This window comes from Pseudonocardia sp. T1-2H (genome assembly GCF_038039215.1).
Lineage (GTDB): Bacteria > Actinomycetota > Actinomycetes > Mycobacteriales > Pseudonocardiaceae > Pseudonocardia.
Genome location: NZ_JBBPCL010000001.1, coordinates 3,381,084 through 3,405,284 on the forward strand (window position 1 = coordinate 3,381,084; position 24,201 = coordinate 3,405,284).

21 protein-coding genes are annotated in these 24,201 nt (G+C 71.9%); 11 read left to right on the forward strand and 10 right to left on the reverse strand.

Features of this window, described 5'->3' with window-relative positions:
* The first annotated feature begins 149 nt into the window (after positions 1 to 149).
* Positions 150 to 1,172: a zinc-dependent alcohol dehydrogenase family protein gene (locus WBK50_RS16685; protein ID WP_341336497.1), complete on the forward strand. Its 1,023-nt coding sequence runs from the start codon at positions 150 to 152 to the stop codon at positions 1,170 to 1,172.
* 93 nt (positions 1,173 to 1,265) lie between these two features.
* Here WBK50_RS16685 and WBK50_RS16690 read toward each other — a convergent pair whose 3' ends face one another.
* The 3 genes from WBK50_RS16690 to WBK50_RS16700 form a co-directional block, all read right to left on the reverse strand.
* Complete coding sequence (locus WBK50_RS16690) at positions 1,266 to 1,895, reverse strand: DedA family protein (protein WP_341336498.1); 630 nt, start codon at positions 1,893 to 1,895, stop codon at positions 1,266 to 1,268.
* Between the two features lie 54 nt (positions 1,896 to 1,949).
* Entirely contained in the window at positions 1,950 to 2,090 is a 141-nt protein-coding gene (locus WBK50_RS16695; protein ID WP_341336499.1) for a hypothetical protein, read from the reverse strand.
* Between the two features lie 375 nt (positions 2,091 to 2,465).
* A complete protein-coding gene (locus WBK50_RS16700; protein ID WP_341336500.1) occupies positions 2,466 to 3,107 on the reverse strand; it encodes a DedA family protein in 642 nt (213 codons plus the stop codon).
* 581 nt (positions 3,108 to 3,688) lie between these two features.
* Here WBK50_RS16700 and WBK50_RS16705 point away from each other — a divergent pair.
* The 5 genes from WBK50_RS16705 (at position 3,689) to WBK50_RS16725 (ending at position 8,081) form a co-directional block, all read left to right on the forward strand.
* A complete protein-coding gene (locus WBK50_RS16705; RefSeq protein WP_341336501.1) occupies positions 3,689 to 4,042 on the forward strand; it encodes a DUF1707 SHOCT-like domain-containing protein in 354 nt (117 codons plus the stop codon).
* A 27-nt stretch (positions 4,043 to 4,069) separates the two neighbouring features.
* Positions 4,070 to 5,389: a sensor histidine kinase gene (locus tag WBK50_RS16710; RefSeq protein ID WP_341336502.1), complete on the forward strand. Its 1,320-nt coding sequence runs from the start codon at positions 4,070 to 4,072 to the stop codon at positions 5,387 to 5,389.
* Between the two features lie 248 nt (positions 5,390 to 5,637).
* The gene (locus tag WBK50_RS16715; RefSeq protein WP_341336503.1) at positions 5,638 to 6,426 is read left to right on the forward strand and encodes a phosphatase PAP2 family protein; all 789 of its coding nucleotides are present in this window, start codon (positions 5,638 to 5,640) and stop codon (positions 6,424 to 6,426) included.
* Between the two features lie 159 nt (positions 6,427 to 6,585).
* Positions 6,586 to 7,908 carry an alpha/beta hydrolase gene (locus WBK50_RS16720; RefSeq protein WP_341336504.1) on the forward strand — a complete coding sequence of 441 codons (1,323 nt, stop codon included), beginning with the start codon at positions 6,586 to 6,588 and terminating at the stop codon, positions 7,906 to 7,908.
* Complete coding sequence (locus WBK50_RS16725; protein ID WP_341336505.1) at positions 7,905 to 8,081, forward strand: hypothetical protein; 177 nt, start codon at positions 7,905 to 7,907, stop codon at positions 8,079 to 8,081. Before WBK50_RS16720 ends, WBK50_RS16725 begins: the two co-directional genes overlap by 4 nt.
* Before the next feature lie 287 nt (positions 8,082 to 8,368).
* Here WBK50_RS16725 and WBK50_RS16730 read toward each other — a convergent pair whose 3' ends face one another.
* Positions 8,369 to 9,427: a Type 1 glutamine amidotransferase-like domain-containing protein gene (locus WBK50_RS16730; protein WP_341336506.1), complete on the reverse strand. Its 1,059-nt coding sequence runs from the start codon at positions 9,425 to 9,427 to the stop codon at positions 8,369 to 8,371.
* A gap of 593 nt (positions 9,428 to 10,020) precedes the next feature.
* Between WBK50_RS16730 and WBK50_RS16735 the strand changes: the two genes are divergently transcribed.
* Positions 10,021 to 10,911, forward strand: a complete 891-nt coding sequence (locus WBK50_RS16735) for an alkaline phosphatase family protein (protein ID WP_341336507.1) — start codon at positions 10,021 to 10,023, stop codon at positions 10,909 to 10,911.
* Positions 10,912 to 10,947: 36 nt separating this feature from the next.
* On the opposite strand, the gene WBK50_RS16740 is transcribed toward WBK50_RS16735, so the two are convergent.
* Together WBK50_RS16740 and WBK50_RS16745 are read right to left on the reverse strand one after the other, a co-directional pair.
* Positions 10,948 to 11,340: a response regulator gene (locus WBK50_RS16740; protein WP_341336508.1), complete on the reverse strand. Its 393-nt coding sequence runs from the start codon at positions 11,338 to 11,340 to the stop codon at positions 10,948 to 10,950.
* Between the two features lie 41 nt (positions 11,341 to 11,381).
* Positions 11,382 to 12,830 (reverse strand): MFS transporter, encoded by a 1,449-nt coding sequence (locus WBK50_RS16745; protein ID WP_341336509.1) that lies wholly within the window; start codon positions 12,828 to 12,830, stop codon positions 11,382 to 11,384.
* A gap of 543 nt (positions 12,831 to 13,373) precedes the next feature.
* On the opposite strand from WBK50_RS16745, the gene WBK50_RS16750 reads away from it, so the two are divergent.
* Positions 13,374 to 14,147 (forward strand): COG4280 domain-containing protein, encoded by a 774-nt coding sequence (locus WBK50_RS16750; protein ID WP_341336510.1) that lies wholly within the window; start codon positions 13,374 to 13,376, stop codon positions 14,145 to 14,147.
* Positions 14,144 to 14,380, forward strand: a complete 237-nt coding sequence (locus tag WBK50_RS16755) for a hypothetical protein (protein WP_341336511.1) — start codon at positions 14,144 to 14,146, stop codon at positions 14,378 to 14,380. Before WBK50_RS16750 ends, WBK50_RS16755 begins: the two co-directional genes overlap by 4 nt.
* 495 nt (positions 14,381 to 14,875) lie before the next feature.
* Here the strand turns inward: WBK50_RS16755 and WBK50_RS16760 are convergent, their stop codons facing one another.
* The 4 genes from WBK50_RS16760 to WBK50_RS16775 all read right to left on the reverse strand — a co-directional run bounded on the left by WBK50_RS16760 (position 14,876) and on the right by WBK50_RS16775 (position 21,888).
* The gene (locus tag WBK50_RS16760) at positions 14,876 to 16,324 is read right to left on the reverse strand and encodes a glucose-6-phosphate dehydrogenase (RefSeq protein WP_341336512.1); all 1,449 of its coding nucleotides are present in this window, start codon (positions 16,322 to 16,324) and stop codon (positions 14,876 to 14,878) included.
* Between the two features lie 757 nt (positions 16,325 to 17,081).
* Positions 17,082 to 18,893: an ATP-dependent zinc metalloprotease FtsH gene (gene ftsH / locus WBK50_RS16765; RefSeq protein ID WP_341336513.1), complete on the reverse strand. Its 1,812-nt coding sequence runs from the start codon at positions 18,891 to 18,893 to the stop codon at positions 17,082 to 17,084.
* Between the two features lie 241 nt (positions 18,894 to 19,134).
* A complete protein-coding gene (locus WBK50_RS16770; protein ID WP_341336514.1) occupies positions 19,135 to 20,085 on the reverse strand; it encodes a PrsW family intramembrane metalloprotease in 951 nt (316 codons plus the stop codon).
* A gap of 255 nt (positions 20,086 to 20,340) precedes the next feature.
* On the reverse strand, positions 20,341 to 21,888 hold the full coding sequence (locus WBK50_RS16775) for an MFS transporter (protein WP_341336515.1): 1,548 nt from the start codon (positions 21,886 to 21,888) through the stop codon (positions 20,341 to 20,343).
* Between the two features lie 295 nt (positions 21,889 to 22,183).
* On the opposite strand from WBK50_RS16775, the gene WBK50_RS16780 reads away from it, so the two are divergent.
* Together WBK50_RS16780 and WBK50_RS16785 are read left to right on the forward strand one after the other, a co-directional pair.
* Complete coding sequence (locus tag WBK50_RS16780; RefSeq protein WP_341336516.1) at positions 22,184 to 23,638, forward strand: GAF domain-containing protein; 1,455 nt, start codon at positions 22,184 to 22,186, stop codon at positions 23,636 to 23,638.
* Entirely contained in the window at positions 23,622 to 24,176 is a 555-nt protein-coding gene (locus WBK50_RS16785) for a sensor histidine kinase (protein WP_341336517.1), read from the forward strand. Before WBK50_RS16780 ends, WBK50_RS16785 begins: the two co-directional genes overlap by 17 nt.
* Positions 24,177 to 24,201: the final 25 nt, after the last annotated feature.

The following is a 24,201-nucleotide window of genomic DNA, read 5'->3' on the forward strand; positions in this document are numbered from 1 at the left end:
GTCGCGGCGCCGAGCAGAAGGCCGGCAGCAGCTCGCGCAGCTCGACGCGCATGCCGAGCTGCCTGCGCTCGCGACGACGCCGTGTCCCGACGGGTGGCCCCTGAACAGCCCATCCACTGACCCACTCACCGAAGCCAGAAGGGAACCCCATGCGCGGAGCAGTGCTCTACGCCCCCCGCGACGTCCGCGTCGAGGACCGCCCGGACCCGAAGATCGAGGAGCCCACGGACGCCGTCATCCGCCTGGCCGCCACCTGCGTGTGCGGCTCGGACCTGTGGCCCTACCGCGGCATCGAGGCGGTCGACGGGCCGTCCCCGATGGGGCACGAGTACGTCGGCATCGTCGAGGAGGTCGGCAGCGAGGTCCGTGACGTGAAGCCGGGGCAGTTCGTGGTCGGCTCGTTCTTCGCCTCCGACAACACCTGCGAGATCTGCCGGGCCGGCTACCAGACCTCCTGCATCCACCGGCAGCCCGGCGCCGCCACGGGCGCGCAGGCCGAGTACACCAGGATCCCGCTGGCCGACGGCACCTTGGTCGCCACTCCCTCGATGCCTGCCGACGACCTGGTCCCCAGCCTGCTGGCAGCCTCCGACGTGCTGGGTACCGGCTGGTTCGGCGCGGTTGCCGCCGAGGTGGGGCCCGGCAAGACCGTCGCCGTCGTCGGTGACGGCGCGGTCGGCCTGCTCGGCGTGCTGGCCGCCGGGCAGCTCGGCGCCGAACGGATCATCGCCATGAGCCGGCACGAGCCCCGCCAGAAGCTCGCCCGCGAGTTCGGCGCCACCGACATCGTGACCGAGCGCGGCGACCAGGGCGTAGCACGGGTCAAGGAACTCACCGACGGCCTTGGCGCCCACTCGGTCATCGAGGCCGTGGGCACCCAGGAGTCGATGATGCAGGCCATCCGCTCCACCCGCCCCGGCGGCCACGTCGGCTACGTCGGCGTCGCCCACGGCGTCCAGCTGCCCGGCGAGGAGCTGTTCTTCTCCCACGTGCACCTGCACGGCGGCCCCGCTCCGGTGCGTCGCTTCCTGCCGGAGCTCATCGACCTGATCTGCAACCGCACCATCGACCCCGGCAAGGTCTTCGACCTCGAGCTGCCGCTGGACCAGGCCGCCGAGGGCTACCGGGCGATGGACGAGCGCCGCGCCATCAAGACCCTGCTGCAGCCCTGAGCCCGCGCGACCAGGACGATGGAGGAACAACCGGAATCGGTGTTGTGCCGCCGACGCTGAGGGACACAGGCCCGTCGTGTCGGGTCTGATCGCTCATTCCTCGGGCCCGTCCTCGGTGCGCTTCTCGATGCGATGACGGCGAAGCCGCCACACGATCAACGCCACGACGGCGACGACCGCGACGACGATGGCGACATCGCGTCCCACGGCGCTTTCGATCGCAGCGTAGGAGTTGCCGGCGCCGTAGCCGAGCAGGACCACGCCGACACCCCACACGATGCCCCCGGCCGCGTTGTAGACGAGGAAGCGGGCGTAGTGCATCTCGGCGATCCCGGCCAGTGCCGGCATCACCGCACGGAAGAAGGCGACGAACCGACCCAGGAACACCGCCGCACCGCCCCGGCGGGCCAGGAACGCCCGAGCCCCGTCCAACCGCGCCCGCCGGCTGCGCAGCATCCGGCCGTCCAGCAGGCGAGCGCCGAACTGGCGCCCGACCTCATAGCCGACGCTGTCCCCCACGATCGCCGCCGCCACCACCACCAGGATCATCACCGGGAGCGAAGCGTGCCCGAGGCCGGCCGCGACCCCGCCGAGCACCGCTGCGGTCTCCCCCGGAACGACGAAACCGACGAACAAGGCGTCTTCGACGAAGACCACCGCGGCGACCAGGGCATAGAGAAGCGGCCCCTGAATGCTCAGCAGCCTGTCGAGCAGGGCAGTCATCGAGAGTCCACGGCCTCTCCCCCAAGCCGGCGGTCCGCACTTCGCAAGCCAGGATCATGGCTCCTGCGGGCCGCCTTGGTGGTCGATGTCGCCGGACGGGTCGGTGTGCCCGCCGGGGCCGTCGGCCGCGTCGGGCTGCTCCCCGGCCGTCTCGCCGTCGGCCTCCTTCGCCGTGCGCGGAGGAACTGCGCACAACGGCAAGATTGCCCAGGCGAGATGAGACAGCAATGTACTGCGGGTGACGGCGCACTCACGGGCCTGCCGCAGAGATTCCGGCTCGGTGGTCCCGGCGGCCTGGCCGGACGAGATGCGGCAACGCCATCGCGTCCGCGGCCACCACCGGGCTTACCCGTGGCCGTGGCCTCGAGCGTGACGAGGCTCTGCAACTCGGCGACATCCGGCCTGCAGAACACGGCGCCACCAGCGGGACATCCCTCCGCGCCGCCGCCGCGTCCACGCCGGTCCCCGCCCGTCGTCGGCGAACCGGGCCGCGCCGTTGACGTCGGGCGGATAGGTGTCCGCGCCGCGCAGGATTCGAAGGGGCCGCATCGGCGTTCTCCTTGTGCCGGGTCAGCGCGAGGGATCGGGCCGGCGACGGCGCTCGCGGAGGATCTCCCGGGCGAGCGGGATCAGCGAGATGATCACGACCAGCGCGATCACGGGGAGCAGGTACTGGTCGACACCCGGGATGAACGCGCCCAGCGCGTAACCCGCGAGGACCAGGCCGACCGTCCAGACCAGCCCGCCGAGGACCTGCCAGAAGGTGAACGTCCGGACCGGGGTGTGCAGTGCCCCCGCGACCGGGTTGAGCACCGTCCGCACGACCGGGATGAATCGCGCCAGGACGATGGCCTTGGCCGGCCCGTACCGGGTGAACAGCTCCTCCGCGCGTTGCATCCCGGCCGCGACCTTCGGTCGCTTCGCCCGGGCCTGCAGTGCCTGCCCGGCACGGCGTCCGATCCAGAATCCGACCTGGGCCCCCAGCAGTGCGCCCGCTGCCGCGGCGAGCAGCACCCAGGGCAGGCTCAGGTGCAGGCTCCCCGCACCCGTCGCGCACAGCAGGCCCCCGGTGAACAACAGCGAGTCCCCGGGCAGGAAGAACCCGATCAACAGACCGGTCTCGGCGAAGAGCACGACCAGGATCCCGATCGTGCCGAACGAGGTCAGCAGATCGGTGGCGCTGAGCGGGTTGAGGGCAAGGACGGTGGTCATGGCTCTCCTCGGTCGGCGACACGGATGACGTCGCCGGATCCGACCCTAGGAACCCTCGGGCTTCGAACCGGCCAGACGGAGGTAAACGGACTGCAAGAACGCCTGTGAACAGCCTGCGAGCGCCGGACGAGGCCGGTGGTAGAGGTGCAGACCTTCCTGGCGGTGGCCCTCGCCCTCGTCTCCGCTCTCTGCGACGCGGCGGCGGCGGTCCTCCAGCACCGTCGCCGCCGTCCTCCACGCCGTCACGACGGCCCTCTGCTTCGGGCTCACCTCCGGAACGGCACCCGTGCGACTGGCGATCGGCGTCGCGGGGGCGTTGCCGACCGCTGCCGGCGTGGCCGCGCTGGCACCACGACCCGTCGTCGCCGAGCCGGGCCCACGGGCCGAGCTCGAGTCGGTCCCCTGACCGGCGATGCCGTGGCCCGGCGCGAGGACCGCCGGCTGCCCGAAGTTTTGCCATCGCCTTACCCGGCGCGGCCCGAGCGCGAACCAGCCGCCACCTAGCGTGGGAGCATGCACAGCATCCCGGAGGCCGCCTGTTCCCCGGCTTCCACCGCGGCACACGCAACACGGGCCGGAAGATGACTCTCTCGCCGGGGCACCACGAGGGCGACGGCCGCGCCCGGGAGGCGCCCGGGCCGAGGTGTCCGAGCGACGACGAACTCCTGTGCGCGGCCACGCACGTCAGCGACGCCGTCCACGACGGCCGCCTCGACCTCGAGGAGGCAGGCCGGCTGCTCTCGGCGACCTACCGGGCGCGTTCGCGGCGCGAGCTCGACGACCTGGTCCACGATCTCGTCGCCGAGCAGGCCGAGCCCCCCACCTCGTCGGGGGACCGTGCGTTCTACGTCTGGGCGGCGGTCCGCGTGACGATCTTCGCCGCCACCGCCGCCGTCCTGCTGTTCGCCGTGCTCCACGCCCTCAGCCCCTCCTGATCCGACCGACCCTCGGGGACCCCAGACGTGCGTAGACGCATCATCGTGCTCACCCTCGGCGCAGCCGTCCTGGCGATCGGGCTGTTCGGGCTGCCGCTGGCCGGGATCGTGGTGTCCTACCTCGCCGGCAACGAGCAGAACGAGCTCGGCCAGGTCGCGAACGTCGCCGCGCTGACGGTCGCCGTGGACCTCGCGCGAGGCCAGGACCCTCAGCTCCCGGCCTTCCCCGGATCGACCCAGGTCGCGCTCTACGACCGCGCCGGCGTCCGGATCCTCGGCACCGGACCCGCGACCGCGGACCATTCCGTCGCCGAGGCGCTCGCCGAGAACTCCCACGACACCGGGGAGGACGGGATCGTCGCAGTGCCGGTCACCGGCGACAGCCCCCGCGCCGGCGCCATCCGCGTCTACAGCTCACCCGGCGAGGTCTACGCGAAGGTCGCCCTGGTGTGGGGAGCGATGCTCGCCCTCGCCCTCACCGCGCTGGCCACCGTCTGGATCGTCGCCAGGCATCAGGCCGGGCGACTGGCCGGGCCCCTGGAACAGCTCTCCGGAGCCGCCCGCCGCCTCGGCGACGGCGATTTCACCGCTCGTGCGCCCCGCGTGGGGATCCCGGAGATCGACTCCGTGGGCGCGGATCTCGACACCACCGCCGAACGGCTCGGTGACCTCGTCGCGCGCGAACGCTCCTTCACCGCCGACGCCTCACATCAGCTGCGCACCCCGCTCGCCGGACTCCGGCTCAGCCTCGAGGGCGCCCTCGAGGACCGGGACACCGACCCGAGGCCGGCCATGGCCGACGCGGTCCGGGCCGCCGACGGGCTGCAGCGCACCATCGAGGACCTCCTGGCTCTGGCCCGTGACACCGACACCGCCCCCGCCGCGCTCGACCTCCCCGCCCTCCTCGCCGAGCTCGACCACCAATGGCGCCCCGTCCTCGGCACCGCCGGCCGGACCCTCCGGATCATCGTCGGCACCGACCCACCTCGCGCCGCCGCCTCGACCGCGGCGATCCGCCAGGTCCTGGCCGTGCTCGTCGACAACGCGGTGCGCCACGGCGCCGGAACCGTCACCGTGGCCGTCCGCGACATCGGCGCGGCCGTCGCCGTCGACGTCTCCGACGAGGGCCGCGGTGTGACGGTCCCCGTCACGGAGCTCTTCACCCGGCGCGCCCGCCACGCCGCAGGACACGGGATCGGGCTCGCCCTCGCCCGCAGTCTCGCCGAGGCCGAGGGCGGACGGCTCGCCCTCACGCGCACGGCACCGCCGACCTTCACCGTCCTGCTCCCCGCCGCCGCACGCGAGCCCGAACCCGGTGCCGACCCCGCGGCGACGCTCCGCCCATAGTCCGCGGCCGCCGGTGCCACCGGTGTCGCGCGCCGCGCCGCTCGTCGCGCTCCGGCGGCAGCAGCCCGGCCCCGTGCGGCCGGTGCGACGCAGCTCTCCGAGCGGCACGGAGGGGTTTCCCGAGCGCTAACCTTCCGTTGGCCCGCCGCGTACCAGCACGTTCCTAGCGTCGACGGCATGATGATGCCCAGGGCGGCCAACCGCTATCTGGTCCCCGACCAGCGCGACTTCTTCGCGATCACCGCCCGATGACCGTCGCGGATGTCCAGCAATGGGTGGGCGTGGGGGCGATGGGCGTCTGGCTGATCGCCACGATCGTCGTCGTCCGGACCGCGTGGAGTGCCGGACGACGGCCACCGCTCGGGTTACTGATCGGGAGCGGCGTGGGCGCGGGGCTGTTCGCCGCCTACGGCGGGATCGTCGACGCCGTCGCGGACCCCGGTCCCCCGGCCGACCTGGACGTCCCCGTCCTGCACTGCATGGTCGGGCACCGCTCCGCACCCGCGAACGCCGTCATGATCCAGATCAGCGATCTCGGGGGGACCCTCGGCATGACGGTCCTCACCGCACTCGGCGCCGCCGTCCTGCTGTGGCGACGGCGGGTCCCGGACGCGGTCGTCGTCCTCGTGGCCGGCGCCGGCACCGGCGTCCTGGTGAGCGGGTTCAAGAACCTCAACGCCCGCCCGCGTCCGCCCGTCGCGACCCAGCTGGTGACCGAGCAGACCTTCGCGTTGCCGTCGGGGCACGCGCTGACCTCGACCGTCGTCGTCGGGATCCTCGCCGTGGTGGCGGCCGGGATGATCCGCTCGACGGCGGCGCGCCTCGGCGTGGGCGCCGTCGCGGCGGCTGTGATCCTCGCGATCGGGGTCAGCAGGCTCTACCTCGGTGTGCACTGGCTGACCGACGTCCTGGCCGGGTGGCTGCTCGGCGGTGCCTGGCTCGCCCTGTGCCTCACGGCGCTCACCGCGGTCCGGACACGCCGGGCGACCCGGGTTCCCGAACAGGCCGCACCGGCGGAACCGGGGGTGCTCTCATGATCCTCAGCACCCTCATGGCCCGGGCGCCGGGCCCGCTCGTCGTCCTCGTCCTCGTCGTGATCGGCCTCGTGGCCGCGCGGACGAGGCGGGAGATCCACTCCTGGTCGTGCTCACCGTCGGTTCCTCCCGAACGGCGCCCGGTCTGCGAAGGTATGAGACATGTCCGTTCTCGGCTGGTCGACGCTGACCGGGCCGCTACCGGTCGTGCTGATCATCCTGGCGCTGACCGGGCTGGTCGTGCTGCTCCTGCGCCCCGACCGGTGGTGGTGGAGCCGGGTGGTCCCGGTCTGCGCGGTCGCGGCGGTGGCCCTGACCACGGCCCTCGTGCTGGTCGTCGACCGGGTGTGGCACCCCTTCCCGGACCGGCTGCCCCTGGTCGTGGACGTGGCCACCGGGGTGGGCGTCCTCGGGATCGTGCTCCTGGCGGCCCGGTTGAGCACCTCTCGCCGGGAGCACCGACGGGCACGGCTACTGGTGGTACCCGCCCTCACCGCCGCGACGCTCGCCGTCGTGCTCGGAGCAGTCTCCGCCGTCAACCGGTACTACGGATCCTTCCCCACGGTTGGGGCCGTCTTCGGCGTGGCCCTGCCGAACCAGGTCGCGCTCGGCGCGGTGCCGGCCGACGTCCCCCTCGTCACGGAGCGGTCGGGAACACCCTTGAGCGCCACCTGGAACCCCGCCACGCCCGCCCCGGCGCACGGCTCCGTCACCGAGACCGCGGTGCCCGGTACCCGCTCCGGCTTCGCCGCCCGCCCGGCCTGGATCTACCTCCCGCCCGCCTACCTGATGGCCCCGCGCGCACAGCTCCCCGTGCTCGTCCTCGTGTCCGGACAGCCGGGGTCACCGCGGGACTGGTTCGACGGCGGTCGGCTCGCCGAGCGGCTGGACGCGTTCGCCGCCGCGCACCGCGGCCTGGCCCCGGTCGTGGTCGTCGCGGACGACCTCGGAAGGACGACGGCGAACCCGCTCTGCATGGACTCGCGCCTCGGGAACGTCGGCACCTACCTGGACGTGGACGTGCCGGCCTGGATCCGAACGCACCTGCAGGTGGCCACGTCGTCGCGGGCCTGGGCCGTGGGCGGCTACTCCAACGGCGGCACCTGCGCGCTGCAGACATCGCTGCGTTCGCCCCAGGTCTACCCGACCTTCCTCGACATCTCCGGCCAGGACGAACCGACGCTGGGCAGCCGGGCCGCGACCGTGCAGGCCACCTTCGGCGGGGATGCGGCCGCGTTCGCCGCGGTGAACCCGCTCGACGAGCTGACGGCGCGGCCGGCTCCGCGGATCGCGGGCATGCTCGTCGCCGGCACCGCCGACAAGCAGTACCGGCCCCAGGCCGAACGGGTGCAGGCCGCGCTCGTCGCCGCGGAGGTCCCGAGTGTCTACCGGCTGCTCCCCGGGGGCCATACCTGGGCGGTGTGGGGCGCAGGGCTCGACGTCGGCCTGCCGTGGCTCGCGGCCCGGACCGGGCTCACACCGTGACCGCGCAGGCGTGGGGCCGCCGGATCCGCCGGGCCCCGGTCACGACGCTGCCCGCGATCGGCACGGCGATCGGCCGGGCCTACCTCCCCGACCTGACCGCCGGCCAGATGGCCCGGCTCGGCGGACGCCTGCTGGTGCCCGCGGAGCGTCCGCCGGCGCGCGCCTCCGTGTGAGAGGTTTCGGTCGGTGACCGCCACGGCGCCCCCGTCCGGGTCTGCCGTGGCAGCGGCGATGCTCGCCCGCAGGGCGGGTCCGCGGCGCCTACGCCGAGACCGGCACGAAGGACGGGAGCGGCTGGATGAGTGCGAGCGGGGACCGGCGTACAGCGGCGAGCGCGGCCCCGCAGAGCGAACAGGCCCAGTGTCCCGACAGAGACCCAGATGCCAGTCTGCAGCGCCGCGCTCAGCGCTGCCGTTCGCTCATGGACAGGAAGCAGCAACGCCGGGGGCCGAGTAGGGGTTCACCCCCCAAAGGGGTCTGCCCGGCGCGCGTCCACAGAGATGGTGTATTTGGGACCGGTACCGCAGCGCCTCGTCATGGCGTAGTACTGCCCAGGGGCGTCCAGGCGGGTGACTTCGAGATTCGGGTAGACCAACGGCTTTCCGGCGCTGACCTGCGCAGCGGGTCCTCCGACCACGAAGTAGGCGGCACCGGGCTTCGAAGGTGACTGCAGCAACGTGGCCCTACCTGCGCGGTCGACGACGACCGCGGCGGTTTCGTCGATACCCAGGCCGTAGACCTGTGGATGAGCACCGGATACCGCACCGTCCGCTATCTGCCGTTCCATGAACACCGTGAGCCGGCCGAAGCGATCGCGCTCACCGAAATGGCTGTCCGTGATCCAGCCGGCGAGCGGCGGGAATTTCAACATGTTCCGGGTGAAGGTCGCCCTCGACGAATAGGGATCGGCGAGAGCCTCGGCTGAGTCGATGCTGCCGTTGCTGGAATCGAAGGCGTACTGCCCGAGGATCGCCAAACCGGCACTGCTTCCGCCGACGACGCCACCACGCTGGTACACGCGTTGGACCGCTGCCATGAGCGGACTGCCCGCCCATTGCGTGTAATTGTACTGATTGCCTCCGTCGAAGAAGACGGCCTCGGCTTTGTCGATGACCGGAGCGGTCTGCTCGAGGTCGGCCTGCGTGGAGGGAGGCGGCAGGCTGATCGTCTGCACCGAATTGAAGGGTGCGGCCTTGTAGATGTCCGAGTCCAGGCCACTGTTGGCCTCCGCGGTCAGCACCACCACGTCCCCGAGTCGGCTCGTGCTGTCCGGGGAGAGGGTGGAGCGCATCCACGCAGCGAACGCTGCGGTCACCTCCAATTCGCCCCCGTCGAGCACGAGCCCCGGCCCGGCGGGCGTGAAGACGCTGTCCGCAGTGGATCCCAGACGCGGAGATACCTCCGTCGTCCTCGGCAGCCCCGCCGCTTGCGCAGCGGCGGCCAACGATGTCAGGCCTCCGGCGAGCAGAATACATGCCGCCAGGACGAAGAGGGATCGTTCGAATAGACGGTGCACCATTTCCCCTTTCTTCCATCGGAAGACCGGAGGACGTCCCGGGAACCGAGAAGGAGATCGCAATCGCGCCCCTCGCCAGCATGAGGACGGCCATCTCCCCATACTCGATTCCGGTGTTCTCAGCGCCGCCGCGGTCGTTGGAGTGCCTTGATCATCTGCGGTGAGCAGCCGCAGGCAGCGATAGCAGCACCGGCGGAGGCCGGGGTCAAGGGATCGGGGCGGGCGATTTCGGCCGGGCGCAGTGTCCCCGTAGGGGCGGTCGGGACGGTGCGGCCCCGTGACGGCGAAGGCGGCCGGCGCACGCTCCCGAAGGGGGTGATGTCCGCCCGTCCCCGGTCCCACCGCGGGCGTCCGGGTTCGAGCACCGGAGGGACGCCTCGCCCATGAGGCCCCACCCCGGTGCGGGCAGGCGCGTGCGGCCTGCTCGGCAGGGTTCTTGGCGTCGTCACAGGATCGATCGGCTACACATCACCCAGCGCACGGACACTCCAGCTCGGAAGCTGCCCGGGAGCACGCAGCCAGACACCCACGCGGAGCGGAGTCCGAATGCCGAATCCACTGTTCCGGACCACGCACGACGCTTCCGGGAGCCCCCGATGAGCCGACGCCGGACCATCGGCCTGGCCGCAGCCGCCGCCTGCCTCACCGCCGCGGTGTCCGGATGTTCGATCTCCGGGACTCCCGTGACGGCGGTCGCTCCCGCAGACTCGGCTACGGCGGACACCGGCCTTCCCCGTCCGGACCACGTGGTGATCGTCATGCTGGAGAACAAGGACGAGGCGGACGTCAGGCGCGAGGCGCCCTACCTCCGTTCGTTGGCGCAGACCGGGTCCGCGTTCACGGACATGCACGCGGAGACCCATCCGAGCCAGCCCAACTACATCGCGCTGTTCTCCGGTGGCACGCAGGGAATCGACAACGACGACTGCCCGCACACCATCGACGCGCCGAATCTCGCGAGCGAACTCACCACTGCCGGTCTCACCTTCACCGGCTACGCCGAGGACCTTCCCGAGGTCGGCTACACCGGCTGCGAAGCAGGGGACTACGCCCGCAAGCACAGCCCGTGGACGAACTTCTCCGACGTTCCCGCCTCGGCCAACCAGCCGCTCTCCGCGATGCCCACCGACTTCACCCAGCTGCCCACCGTGTCGTTCGTGATCCCGAACCTGTGCCACGACATGCACGACTGCTCCATCGGCGAGGGCGACACGTGGCTCCGCCAGAACATCGACGGCTACGCGCAATGGGCCCGGACCAACAACAGCCTGCTGATCGTGTCCTTCGACGAGTCCGACGTCCCCGACGACAGCGACAACCAGATCAGCACGATCGCCGTCGGGCAGATGGTCGAGCCGGGGACCTACGACGGGCGCGCGGACCATTACGACCTGCTCCGCACCCTCGAGGACATGTACGGCCTCCCGGCACTCGGTCGCAGCGCCGATGCTGCTCCGTTGACGGCGCTCTTCCGGTCCGGTACCTGACCCGTCGGATCGGCGTCCGAGCAGTACCCGACCGTCTCACCGCGGACGGTCGGGACCTCCGGCGACGCTGCTGATCAGCCTCTCGATCGCCTCGGCGGACAAAGCCGGTTTCGCCAGGAAACCGAGGGCCGGACTCGTCTCGATCAGGTCGGCGAGATCGTCCTCGGTGTGGGCGGAGATCAAGATCAGATGCCCGGGGTCGACGCCGGCGTCGTCGACGAGCCGCCGCGCCAGCTCGAAGCCGCTCTCTCCGCCGAGATCGATGTCGACGAGCGTCACGTCGGGATGCAGCTCGGCCGCACAGCGGAGCGCCTCCGCGCCCGTCGAGGCGACGCCGACGATCCGGAGGCCCTCCCGCTCGAGCAGCGCGCGGGCAGCCTGGAGGAAGCCCGAGTTGTCGTCAATGATCAAGCAGCGCAAGGCAGCCACGATCTCAGGCTAGGAGCGGGGCGGCGGCGCGGGCATTGCAGCTAACCGCCATCTCGGCCCGCCATGCGTTCCCGGATCGTCCGACCGCTCCTCGGATATCGCCGCCGCGCCAGCTCCGTGACGGCCATCAGCAGCGCCAGCACCATGAGCCCGCAAGCGCACAGCAGCGCGTCGGATCCTGCTGCCGGGTAACCGCGGCCGGATTCGGTGAGGACCCGGTAGAAGACGGTGGTGAGGACGGCGGTGCCGATCGCCGAGCCGATCCGCTGGGCGGTCTGCAGCGCACCGCCGGCCGCGCCGGCCATCGACACGGGCACGTTCTGCAGGGTCAGCGTCATGTTGGGTGAGGTGATCATGCCGCCGCCGATCCCGGCCAGGAACAACGGCCCTGCAACCGCCCACGCTGCTTCGTCCCCACCCACGTTCTGCAGCACCAGCGCGGTGGCGGCCAGCCCGACGATCGTGGCGACCAGCCCGAAGACGGTCAACCAGCGCCCGACCCGGGGCACGAGACGACCGGCGATCGCGGCGGAGATCGCCACCCCGATCGCGAACGGCGTCACGGCCAGACCGGAACGCAGGGGCGAATAACCCATTCCGTCCTGGAAGAACAGCGCCAACACGAGCCAGATGCCCGTGGAGCCGATGAAATAGACCAGAGCGATCCCCGACCCCGCCAGGTACCCCGGGGTGTGGACCAGCCGCGGCTCCAGCAGCGGTTTCCGTCCCTTGCCGACCGTGCGGACCTCCCACCAGGGGAATGCGACGAGCAGCAGCCCGGCCACGACGAACAGCGGCCACCATCGGCCCAGCCCGCCTGCCTCGGCGCTCACCAGGGGTAGCAGGAGGCTGAGCACGCCACCTCCGAGCAGCAGCGCCCCGACCAGGTCCAGATGGACGCCGCGCCGACTGCCACGGGTCGTGGCCGGTACGAGCCGGGCGGCGAGCAGCAGCGCGACCAGGCCGATCGGCACGTTGACGTAGAACACCCACCGCCAGCCGTCGGGACCGGGGAACGCGGACAGGATCAGCCCGCCGACCACAGGGCCCGCCGCGGTGGACAGCCCGACGGTCGCGCCGAGGATTCCGAACGCCCTACCGCGTTCGTCGCCGCGGAACAGGTCCTGGATCAGCCCGGAGTTCTGCGGGATGAGCATGCCCCCGGCGACGCCCTGCAGCAGCCGCGCGGCGATCAACAGTCCCGTGGTCGGCGCCGCGCCGGTCAGCGCGCTCGTGACCACGAATGCGGAGAGGGAGATGAGGAACATGCGGCGCCGACCCACGATGTCACCGAGGCGCCCCGCCGCCACCAGCACCAACCCCAGGGTCAGCGCGTAGCCGGACACCACCCACTGCACCGTCGCCGCCGATGCGCCCAGCCCGCGCTCGATCGAGGGCAGCGCCACGTTGACGATGCTCACGTCGAGCAGGCTCATCAATACGGCCACCTGCGTGACGGCGAGCGCGTGCCAGCGCCTCGGGTCTGCCACCTCCGTCGGGGAGATCGTCGACGTGGCCCGGCCTGCCGCCCTCGAGGGTCCGCCGTGAGGAGGCGGCGGCTGCCGTTGATCCGGTCCCGACTCCGGCAGCCTTGCCGTCGGTCGGGGTTCCATGCCGTGCTCCAGGGCCATCACCTGAGCGTCCGGGTGAGGTCCTCCAGCGGCATCACGGCGAGCGGCCGTTCTGCGGTGCCGGTGGTGGGGGTCCCGGACCCCGGCTGACCGGTATCGGCGGATGAGCCCTGGCCGTGCCGCCTCTTCCGACGCGGGGCGTTGCCGAGGGCTCGGTGGAGGCGACCGACGATCTGCGGGTGCTCGCTCGCGGCAACGTCTCCGCGTCTCGATCCAGGATGACGGCATCGGTGGCGCCACCTCCGAGAGAGCCTCCGGCTCGTCGACCTGCCCGTCGGGGACCCCTAGCCGGAAGCCCGCCATCCCGGCCAGCAGCCACGGCCGATGCCCGCTGGCCACGACGACATGTCACCGCCAGCGCGCCAAGCTGGAACAGGAGGGACCAATCACTCCGGAGGTTTCATGAGCAGCGGTGCATTGTTCATCGCAGTCTTCCTGGCCTGCATCGTGGAGGCGGTCGAAGCGCTGACGATCGTGCTGGCCGCGGCCACCGGCCGGGACTGGCGGTCCGCGCTGATCGGCGTGGTGGCCGGTGTCGGTGTGCTGGCGGTGGCCGTGGCCGCGCTGGGCCCCGCGCTGACGGCGGTGCCGCTCACCCCGCTACGTCTGGTCATCGGCGGGTTGCTGCTCATCTTCGGGCTGCAATGGCTCCGCAAGGCCATCCTCCGGGCCGGCGGGCTCAAAGCACTGCACGACGAGACCGCGATCTTCCGGACCGCTGTCGACGAAGCCCGCACGACGCCGAGCAGGGGACGCGGCATGGTCGCCGACTGGTACTCCTTCACCTTGTCCTTCAAGGGCGTGCTTCTCGAGGGGCTCGAGGTCGTCTTCATCGCGCTGACCTTCGGTGCGAACCAACGCGACGTCCCGTTGGCCGCACTTGCCGCCGGGGCCGCGGTGCTCGTCGTCACGGTCGCCGGAGTCGCGGTTCGGGCCCCGTTGGCGCGCGTGCCGGAGAACACCATGAAGTTCGTCGTGGGTGTCATGCTGACGGCGTTCGGGATGTTCTGGGGCGCCGAAGGCGCAGGCGCCCGGTGGCCCGGCGCGGATGCCGCACTGCTCGTCCTGATCCCGTCCGTCGCGCTGTTCGCCCTCGGCCTCGTCGCCCTCCTGCGACGGGCCGGAGGGCCCCCGGCGACTGCTGACTCCTTCATCCACGGTGAGGCCCGGCCATGACCGCGAAGATCGCTGCGTTCCTCAGGTTCTGGTACGACTTCGTCGTCGGCGACGACTGGCGCATCGCCGTTGCGGTGGTGGCGGCACTGGCCCTCACCGAGATCGTCAGTGGCAGCTCCATGCCGGCCTGGTGGATCCTGCCCGCCGCCGTGGCTCTGCTACTGCCACTGAGCCTGCGGAGGGAGCACCGGCGTCGGCGTCCCTCCGGCCACGGTGGGCCGGGCTCGCGCTGAGCGTCCGGACAGGCCGTCGGGCTGTCGGCGACACGTCCCCGAACCCGGACCCCGGTTGTCGAGCGCGAGCTCGAGCCGGCTGCCGTCACCGTCGAGGTCAGCGCCCGTCTCCGCTGGCGGTCAGCCGGGCCCGGGGCGTACCTACTAGCTGCAACTGCCTTGATCGGCCCTGCCGAATCCGGGCCTGACCCGGTCACCGACCACCTCGACGACCCGCCGGACCGACTCGCGGTCGCCGGTCCAGCGGCGTGGAACTGCTGGCTCCCGGGCGAGGACACGGGCGAGGACACATGTCCTCGCCGGGACGTGAACAGCGTCGCGGGTGATGCACACCACGCGCATCACCGCCAGCGGCCCTCGCGGTCCGGTGCTGGCCGGAGTCCTCGGGTTCCCGCTGGCAGGTATTCGGATGCCGGGAACGGCGTCACGCCCGCCGATCGAGGTCGTCGTCGACGACGGAACGAACCCGCGCTGTCCGCGGGTGGTGACCCTGCCTCAGACGGCTTGCCCGTGCCGGTCCGGCCCGTCGGAGGCTGAGGAGCCGAGCAGCCAGCCGGGGGGCTCGGCGAGCCGATCCGCCTCGGCCGGCCCCCACGAACCCTTCGGATAGCTCACCGGCTCCGGCTTGTCGGCGAGCAGCGGACCGGCCACCTGCCAGACGTGTTCCAAGCCGTCCGGGCGGGTGAACAACGTGCGGTCACCGAGCAGCACGTCATGGATCAGCCGAGCGTAGGGCGGCAGCGGGTGCCCTCCGAGCACCGTCCTCAGCGGCAGCGCGGTGTGCGCCGTGCCGAGAGCCAACTCAGGTCCGGGCACCTTGACGACGAGCGACAGATCCAGTTCTCCCTCACCGGCGAGGTCGAACGTCAGGACGTTGCCCATTGCCGGCAGCTCGTGCACCACGGGGTCGGGCCGGCGGAACAGCAGGCTCACCTGCTGGCGCGACTCCGCCAACTGCTTACCGGTGCGCAGCAGGAACGGGACCCCGCGCCAGCGCTCGGTGTCGACCCACAACCGGACCGCCACGAACGTCTCGGTGCGGGAGTCGTCGGGGACACCGTCGATGTCCCGGTAGCCCTCGAACTGGCCGAGTACCACGTCGTCGGGCTCCAGTGTGCGGAACGCACCGATCACCGCCTCTCGGGCCGCCGCCAGGTCGTCGGCGCCGAAGCTGGCCGGTGGTTCCATAGCGACCTCGGCGGCCACCTGGAACAAGTGGGTGACGAGCATGTCGAGCACCGCCCCCGTGCTGTCGTAGAACGCGGCACGGTCCGCCACGTCCAGCACCTCGGGCACGTCGACCTGCACCGCAGCCACGTGGGAGCGGTCCCATACCCCGCTGAACAGCCCGTTGCCGAAGCGCACGGCGTAGAGGTCCTGGGCCGCCTCCTTGCCCAGGAAGTGGTCGATCCGGAACACCTGGGACTCGTCGAGAACCTGATGAACCGCCCGGTCGAGTGCATGGAAGGAGTCCATGGACGTGCCGAACGGCTTCTCGAACACCACCCGGGACCGCGCGGCGAGCCCGTGCCGCCCGAGTCCCCGGGTGAGGGTGCCGAACGCCGCGGGCGGCACGGCGAAGTAGTGCACCCGCTGGGGGCTTCCGCCCAGCTCGCGTTCCGCGTCGGCGAGGACTTCGAGAAGGCTCCCCGGGTCGTCGGCCGAGAAACCGCCGCCGGCGAAGAGCAGCCGGGAGCAGAACTCCTCCCACGGGCCTTCCTGGGGCTGCGGGCCGAACTCGGTCAGCGCGTCGTGCACGCGGGCCCGGAAGTCCTCGTGGCTCACGTCGCCACGGCCGTTGCCGATCAGTCGCCAGTCGTGAGGCAGCAGCCCCGCCTGTGCCAGGCGGAACAAGGCAGGGAGCACCATCCGGCGAGCGAGATCTCCGGTGGCGCCGTAGAGCACGAAGACGGTGGGGTCGGACACGCGGTCGAGCTCGAACACTGCACGGCCTCCCTGAGGAACGAGACGACGGGCCTGATCAACGCGGCACGCTGACCCAGGCCCAGGCCTGGGCGCGGGCGCGGCGCTGCCGCCATGACCAGAAGTTCTTCCTGCTCCACGACGTGGCCGCGTCAGGCCACGAGGCGGGGCTGCGTCCTGCTGCCGGCGTGGCTGAGGCTGGCCCGGCAGGCGGCCAACAGTCTAGTGGTCGCGGCGCTGCCACCCTGGCTGCAGCGCGGACAGCGCATGGTCACCGTTCGCGCGAGTTCGTCCACCGCGACGGTCAGCTCCGCTGCGCAGTCGCGACACCAGCGATGCCGCGTGACCGGGTTGACATGCACCGGCGAGGAGACGCAGTGGTGGATCCACCGGCCGTGGACGTGGCAGGTGAGCCGGTCGTCGGGGTCGAGTCGGCCGGCGTCCTCCGCCCGGTCCTCCGCGGCCAACCGTTGCGCCAGGGCTTGGCCTGTCAGGCTCCGCACCCGACCCCGAGGTTCCCGCTGGTTCATGCCGCCCTCCCGACCCCTCACCGACCGGCTCCCCCACGGACGAGGAGCGTGATCGGTCTTGCTTCACCGAATGAGCTTCGCCCGTGACGCCCGACGGCCGCATCACCGCCAGCGGCCGTCACGCCCAGGTGGTGGCGGGGGTCCTCGGACTCATGCTGGCAGGTACCGCGTGGGGCTTTCGGCGCCGAGGCATCCAGGTCGGCGCGCCCTGTCGGCGGGGTCGCCCAGGGGCCGGGCCTCGGCCCTGCTCAACTCCTCGTCGTGGTGTGGTCGACCGCAGCGACCGGCGAGGGTTGGCCGGGGATCCGGCCGAGGATCTCGTCCACCTCGGCCCCGTTGACGGTCTCCCGTTCCAACAGCAGCTCGGTGAGGCGGTCCAGCTCGTGGCGATGGTCGGTGAGAGTTGCGGTGGCGCGCCGCTCGGCGTCGCGCAGCAGTGTGGCCACCTCCTCGTCGATCACCCGCTGGGTGGCCTCGGCGTACGGACGGCTCCTGACCTCCTCACCGCCCAGGTACGTCGGGTTCCTCGAGCCGAAGCCGACCGGGCCGAGTGTCGGGCTCATACCGAACTCACGCACCATGCGGGTGGCCAGATCGGTCGCGCCGGCCAGATCGTCGGCGGCGCCGGTGGAGGTCTCACCGAGGACGATCTGCTCGGCGACCCGCCCGCCCATGCGGATGGCCAGCGAGTCCTTGAGGTAGCCCGCGGACTGCAGATGGCGCTCGTCGATCGGGAGCTGCTGGGTCACCCCGAGGGCCTGACCGGCGGGCAGGATGGTCACCTTGGCCACCGGATCCCCGTGCTCCGACAGTGCCGCCACCAGCGCGTGGCCGCCTTCGTGCACGGCCACTGCGCGTTTTTCGTCCGGCAGCAGCGCGTTCGAGCTGTCGCGGTGCCCCAGCAGCAGGCGGTCCCACGCCTCGGCGAAGTCCACCGCCTCGATCACCTGGCGCCCGGCGCGCACCGCGAAGATCGCGGCCTCGTTGACCAGGTTGGCCAGGTCGGCGCCGGAGAACCCCGGCGTACCACGGGCCACCACTCCGAGGTCCACATCCGGGCCCAGCGGCTTACCCCCACTGTGGACCGCGAGGATCGCCCTGCGTTCCCGCTGGGCGGGCAGCGGGATCACCACCTGCCGGTCGAAGCGGCCCGGGCGCAGCAGCGCGGGGTCCAGCACCTCGGGCCGGTTGGTGGCGGCGATCACCACCACCCCGGTGGCCGGGTCGAACCCGTCCATCTCGGCCAGCATCTGGTTGAGGGTCTGGTCGCGCTCGTCGTTGGAGACCAGCTGGCCGCCGCGGCGCTGCCCGATCGCGTCGATCTCGTCGATGAAGACGATCGACGGCGCCCGCCGCCGGGCGTCGGCGAACAGGTCACGGACCCGCGCGGCGCCGACACCGACGAACATCTCCACGAAGCTGGAGCCGGTCACCGAGATGAACGGCACACCCGCCTCCCCTGCGACCGCCCGGGCCAGCAGCGTCTTGCCGGTTCCCGGCGGCCCGACCATCAGCACCCCCTTGGGGCCGACCGCACCCGCCCGCCGGTAGCGGTCCGGCTGCTTGAGGAAGTCGACCACCTCGGTGACCTCCCGCTTGGCGCCCTCGTAGCCGGCCACGTCCGCGAACGTCGTGCCGGGCCGCTCGGTATCGAACACCTTGCCGCGGGAACGGCCGATACCGCCGAGACCGGAGAGCTGCCGCCGGGACGCACGGCCCACCCACAGGAACAGCCCCACGACGATGGCCAGGGGGAGCAGGTTCAGCAGCACCGACGAGATCGAGGTCCTCGCCGGCTGGGTGGTGACCTGGACGTTGTGCTGGTCCAGCAGCTGGGCGAACTGGGGATCCTGCAGGCCCAGCGGGTAGCTGGAGGTGAAGCCGGTGCCGTTGGTGAGCGTGCCCGAGATGTTGCCGTCCGGGCCGATCGCGACCGAGGTGACCTGCCCGGCGGCGATGTCGCTCTTGAGCTGCGAGTAGCCGAGCTGTTCGACGTTGCCCGCGGTCCGGCTCGGAACCAGGAACAGCGCCACGGTGAGTACCACTCCGACGATCAGCAACCAGCTTCGCCACCTCGGCGGGGGCGCCGGCGCCGGCGCAGGTGGCCGGTCGGGCGGTGGGCCGGGCCGGGCTTTCGAGGTTCGGTGCACGGTGCTCCACCGGCCCGCGGCCATCGTGATCAACGGTTTTCCTCCCTGCTACGGATGACGACCACGGCGGGCCGACCTGTCTGACGGCGCGGGCGCAGCGGCACCGCAGCGCCGCCGACGGCGGGGCGCCCGGTTCGGTGTCGGATCCGCCTCACCGTCCGCCTGCGTCCGTCGGCGAGACGGCGGTGGCCCGGTGCCAGCGACCGTGCAGGACCAGCAGGCCGACGATCCCGACCAGCACCAGCAGGGCCCAGCTCAAGGCCGTGAACAGATGCACCTGGCCCCCGGTCACCCGCGGGACGTCGTCCAGCCGGATCAGCAGCCACTGCCTGCGGGTGCCGGTGAGCAGGAGCGTCAGCCACACCGCGATCCCGCTCGAGGCGTCCCACAGGGCGTGCAGCAGCACCACCACCGCGTACCAGCCCAGGACCGCGCCGGTCAGCCGCGGCCGACCGCGGCGTGCGGCGGTCGCGAACAGCGCCCCTCCCAGGATCGTCGTCCACAGCCCGTGCCCGGCCGGCGTCAGGATGCCGCGCAGCACCTCGGTCTCGACCAGGTTGAGCAGCGAGGGGCCCGTAGAGGTGAACAGTGCGTTGAAGGCGTAGCCGGCGCTCTCGAAGGCGGCGAACCCGAAACCGACGGCGGCGCCCAGCACCATCCCGTCGCGCATGGTGTAGCGGGGCAGGCGGCGGGCGAGCAACCAGAGCGCAGCCACCTTGACGCCCTCCTCGATCAGCCCCACCCCGACATAGCCCAGACCGGACGGTTGCCGGAGGAACGCGGACTCGAGGAAGGAGGCGCCCAGCACACCGAGCACCCCGCCGTAGACGAACGCGGTGAAGATGCGCTGGGCCGTGACGACCTGATCGGCGCGCTCGAAGGCGTAGACGACGAAGGTGACCGGGATCAGGAAGCTGCCGAGCAGGATGACGGTGGGGATCAGGTTGGGGTTGCCGGTCGTGAAGATGGTCAGCACCGACGCCACCCACAGCGCCAGGCCGATGACGAGGATCCGGGCCCAGCTCGGCCCCGCTCGCCAGCGGGGGGTGATGCCGGTGATGGTGGGGGCCTTCGAGCCCGGGTCTTCTGCCGCCTGCGTCATGTCCCCCTCCTCAACAGCCCGACGCCGCTTCGTACGGCGGGGCGATCCCTCATGGGCAATGCTGGTCCGAGGGCCGGTGCATGTCGTCACGGTCGGCGGCCATCTTCGCTACCGGCTGGCAGGGATCCCGGTCTGCGAGCGCGGAGCCCTGACTCCGGCGGGTACTGCTGCGACCGACGTGTCCTGGCTCCATCTCCTCAGGAGATCGAGTCTCCGGACACGCCGGGGCTCCGAGGCACCGGCGCCGGACTCGGCTCACGCCTCGGTCGAGCAGCGGCCGCAGCGGATCGTGACCACGGGACCGGCCCTGGAGACGCTGACGTCGCCGCCGTAGCGTTCGCAGGTGCTGCGGGCCCGCTCCTCGTAGTGGCGGGCGAGGGCCCGGGCCGCCGCGCGCCGGCCGGGGGCCGTCCGCACCTCCAGCTGCAGCAGGCCGCTCGGGCAGAGCGTGGTCTCGACGCGGGCGTCCGGGTCGAGATCGCGGAGCTGCTTCTGGAGCTTGGCCGCGAGGCCGAGCCACGCGTCCCCGATGCCGTGGTGCGGGTCGGCGTTCACGTCCTCTCCGGCGTTCCGGGGCCCGCCAGCCTCGGTGCGGCCGGCAACCAGCATGGCGAGCGCGATCGCGGCCACCACGGCGACCGCAATGCTGAAGGCGATCCCGGCAGGTCGCAGCCCCACGAGGCCGGCGGCGATGCCTTCGCCGATCACGGGCAGCGAGATGCCGGTGTAGAGGACCATGAAGAAGCTGGACGCGACGCCCGCGCGGCGCTCCGCGGGAGCCCGGCTGTTCACGGCCTCGAGGCCCGCGCGGAGGGTGAGCCCCTGCCCGACCCCGGCGACGACCGCCGAGGCGATCACGAGCGCCAGCGACGTCGCGGCCAGACCTGCGGCCAGCAGCCCCATCCCGATGACCAACGCCACGCACCCGGCCGCCAGCGCCCAGGGCCCGAGCCGCCGGGCGAGGCCGACCTGCCCGAGGGCCGAGGCGGCGAACAGGGTGAACACCACCGCACCCGAGAGGGCATGGCTGCCCTCGTGGAGAACATCGAGCAGGAAGGACGGAGCCACCGCGGTGAACAAGCCGAGCACGACGAATCCCGCGAAACCCGCGGTCGCCGCGCGGACGAACAAGGGCCGGACCTGCGGTGGAAGGTCGGGGCGGCTGATCCGCAGGCGGGGATGCGCGGGAACCTCCACCGTCTCCGGCAGCGCCCACACGGCGAGGACCGCCAGCAGTATCAGCCCCAGATCAACCAGGAAGGGCAGGCGCAGCGGCAGGGGCGCGAACTGGGCCAGCAACCCGGCCATCAGCGGCCCCAGGCCGAGCCCGCCCATGTTGGCGACGGCGGCCACCAGGGTGGCGCGCTGGTGCCGGCCCTCGCCGGCGAGGTCGACCAGCGTCGCCGTCGCCGTGCCGGTGAACAGCCCCGCCGCCAGGCCCGAGAGCACCCGGCCGACGAACAGCAGCGGCAGCCCCTGCGCGAGCAGGAACACCACCGCCGACAGCGCCGCGCACACCAGTCCGGCGAGCAGCACCCGCCGTCGCCCGAACTGGTCCGAGCTGCGGCCGAACAGCAGCAGCGCCGCCAGCACCCCCGCGGCGTAGACCGCGAAGACGACCGTGATCATCAGTGGCGGAAAGCCCAGCTTCTGCTGGTAGAGCACATACAGGGGCGCGGGCAGCGTGGTCCCCAGCATCGTCACCGAGAACGCCGCGGCCAACAGCCAGAACGCCACCAGCCTCGGAGCGGCCGGATGCCGACGTGCGGCGGAGGTGATCGACCGGGTGCCGTCGAGACTCATCGGCGACGTCGATCGGACCGCACCACGGGCTGGTCCACGACCCGCCGAGCAGGCTCGAGAACGCGAGCAGAGCCACGAAGCGAGTAGGCACGGGGATCCGAAGTCACCGCGTTCACCTCCACGGGAAAGGAGTTATGAGGCTGCACCGGCCGAAGGACGTTCGAACGGCTTTTCGGCCGGGTCGTCACCAGCCTGACAACGGCAGCACCGCGCGTCGTCCAGGCCAGCCGGAAAACCGGGATACCGACCAACCGGTAGGGCCGCCGGCATTCCGCTGCGGGAGTAACCTGTCGCCGTGGCCGCTCGGGAGCGTGGCTATCGGCTCCCGCTCGGCGCCGAGATCGTCCTGGCGTTCGCGACCGGCGCTGGAACCTTCGCCCTGGCAGCCGTGGCTCTCAAGGACGTCGGACCAGGGGTCGTCGTCGCGTTCCTGGGCGTTGTCCACCTCTTCGCGGTGATCGCGATCGCCCGATTCGCGAGCATCGCGTACGCGGTCCCGATGGGGATGGCGGGCTTGCTCGCCTACGACTGGTTCTACCTCCCCCCGACGCACCCGCTGGCGTTCCCGGACTTCGTCAACCTGATCGCCCTCGTCGTCTACCTGGGCGTAGCGGTCCTCCTGGGCGAGCTGGCGGCGCACGCAACCCGCCGCGCGGAGGCCGCCGAGCGTGCACGCGGAGAGATCGCCGACGCGCAAGCGGCACTTCGCCGGGTGGCGACCCTCGTCGCCCGGGGCGCACCCGCGCATGAGCTCTTCGCCGCGGTGGCGGCGGAGGCCGGCATCCTGCTCGACGTGCACGGCATCCGCATCGCCCGCTACGAGAACGAGACGCAGCTCGTGCACGTGGCCGAATGGAGCAGGCCCGGACACGACCCTCCCGCCTACGATCGCGCCGCGCTCGAGGGGACGAGCGTGTCTGCCGAAGTGCTCCGCACGGGACAGGCCGCCCGCATCGACGACTACGCGGACATCGCGGTCAGAGCGGCGTTCGCTCGAGGCGACGATCTGAAGTCGGTGGTAGGCGCTCCGATCGTCGTCGAAGGCCGCCGATGGGGCGTGATGATCGCCTGGTCCGGGAGCGGCCCGCTCCCGGACGACATGGGAGACCGGTTGACCGAGTTCGCCGAGCTCGTCGCGACGGCGATCTCGAACATCGACGCGCGGACGGAGATGGTCCGGCTCGCGGATGAGCAGGCTGCCCTGCGACGGGTGGCGACGCTGGTGGCGAAGGCGGTGCCGACCGCCGAGGTCTTCGAGGCCGTCACCCGGGAGGTCGGCTTGCAGTGCGACGCCGACCTCGCTCGCATGGAGCGCTTCGAGCCGGATCGCACGGTCACCGCGATCGCCGCCTGGAGCCGGGTCGGTGATGCCCGGCTGGCTGTAGGCAGGCGCTTCGCCCTCGAGGGGGAGAGCATCGCCGCCCAGGTGCTCGCGACCGGCCGGCCGGCCCGTGTGGACACCTTCGTGGGCGCATCGGGGCCGATCGCACGCGAGGCTCAGGCGCTGGGCATCCGCGCCTCGATCGGCTGTCCGATCGTCGTCGGCCGACGGACGTGGGGATCGATCGCGGCGTCGACGAGGCGTGAGGCGCCGTTCCCCCGAACACGGAGTCGCACATCGCGGACTTCATGGAGCTCGTCGCCACCGCGGTCTCGAACGCCGAGGCGCGGGCCGAGTCGTCGCCTCGCGGGCCCGCCTGCTCACGGCCGGCGACGACGCCCGCCGACGCGTCGTGCGCGATCTGCATGACGGCGTGCAGCAGTGCCTCGTGCAGGCGATCATCACGCTCAAGGTCGTCGAGCATGCGCTCGAGGAGGGCGACAAGGCGGCCGAGGCGCTCGTCGGCGAGGCGATCGACCAGGCGGAGCAGGCCAACGCCGAGCTCCGCGAACTGGCGCACGGCATCCTTCCCGCCGTCCTGGCCCGAGGCGGCCTGGCGGCCGGGGTGAGGACACTGGTGTCGCGCCTGCGCGTACCCGTCGACGTGGACGTGCCCCGCGACCGGTTCCCTCCCGAGATCGAGGCCAGCGCCTACTTCGTCGTCGCCGAGGCGTTGACGAACGTCGCCAAGCACGCCGGCGCCCAGAGCGCGAAGGTCACCGCGCGGGTCGACGACAGCGTGCTGCGCGTGTACGTGCGCGACGACGGAGTCGGCGGCGCCCGCGCCGACGGGACCGGTCTGCTCGGGCTCAACGACCGCGTCGCGGCGCTGGGGGGCCGGCTGGAGATCGACAGCCCGCCGGGCATCGGGACCCGGATCGCCGCCACGCTCCCGCTGGAGCGCTGAGGTGCACCCGGACCCCGCCCCAGCG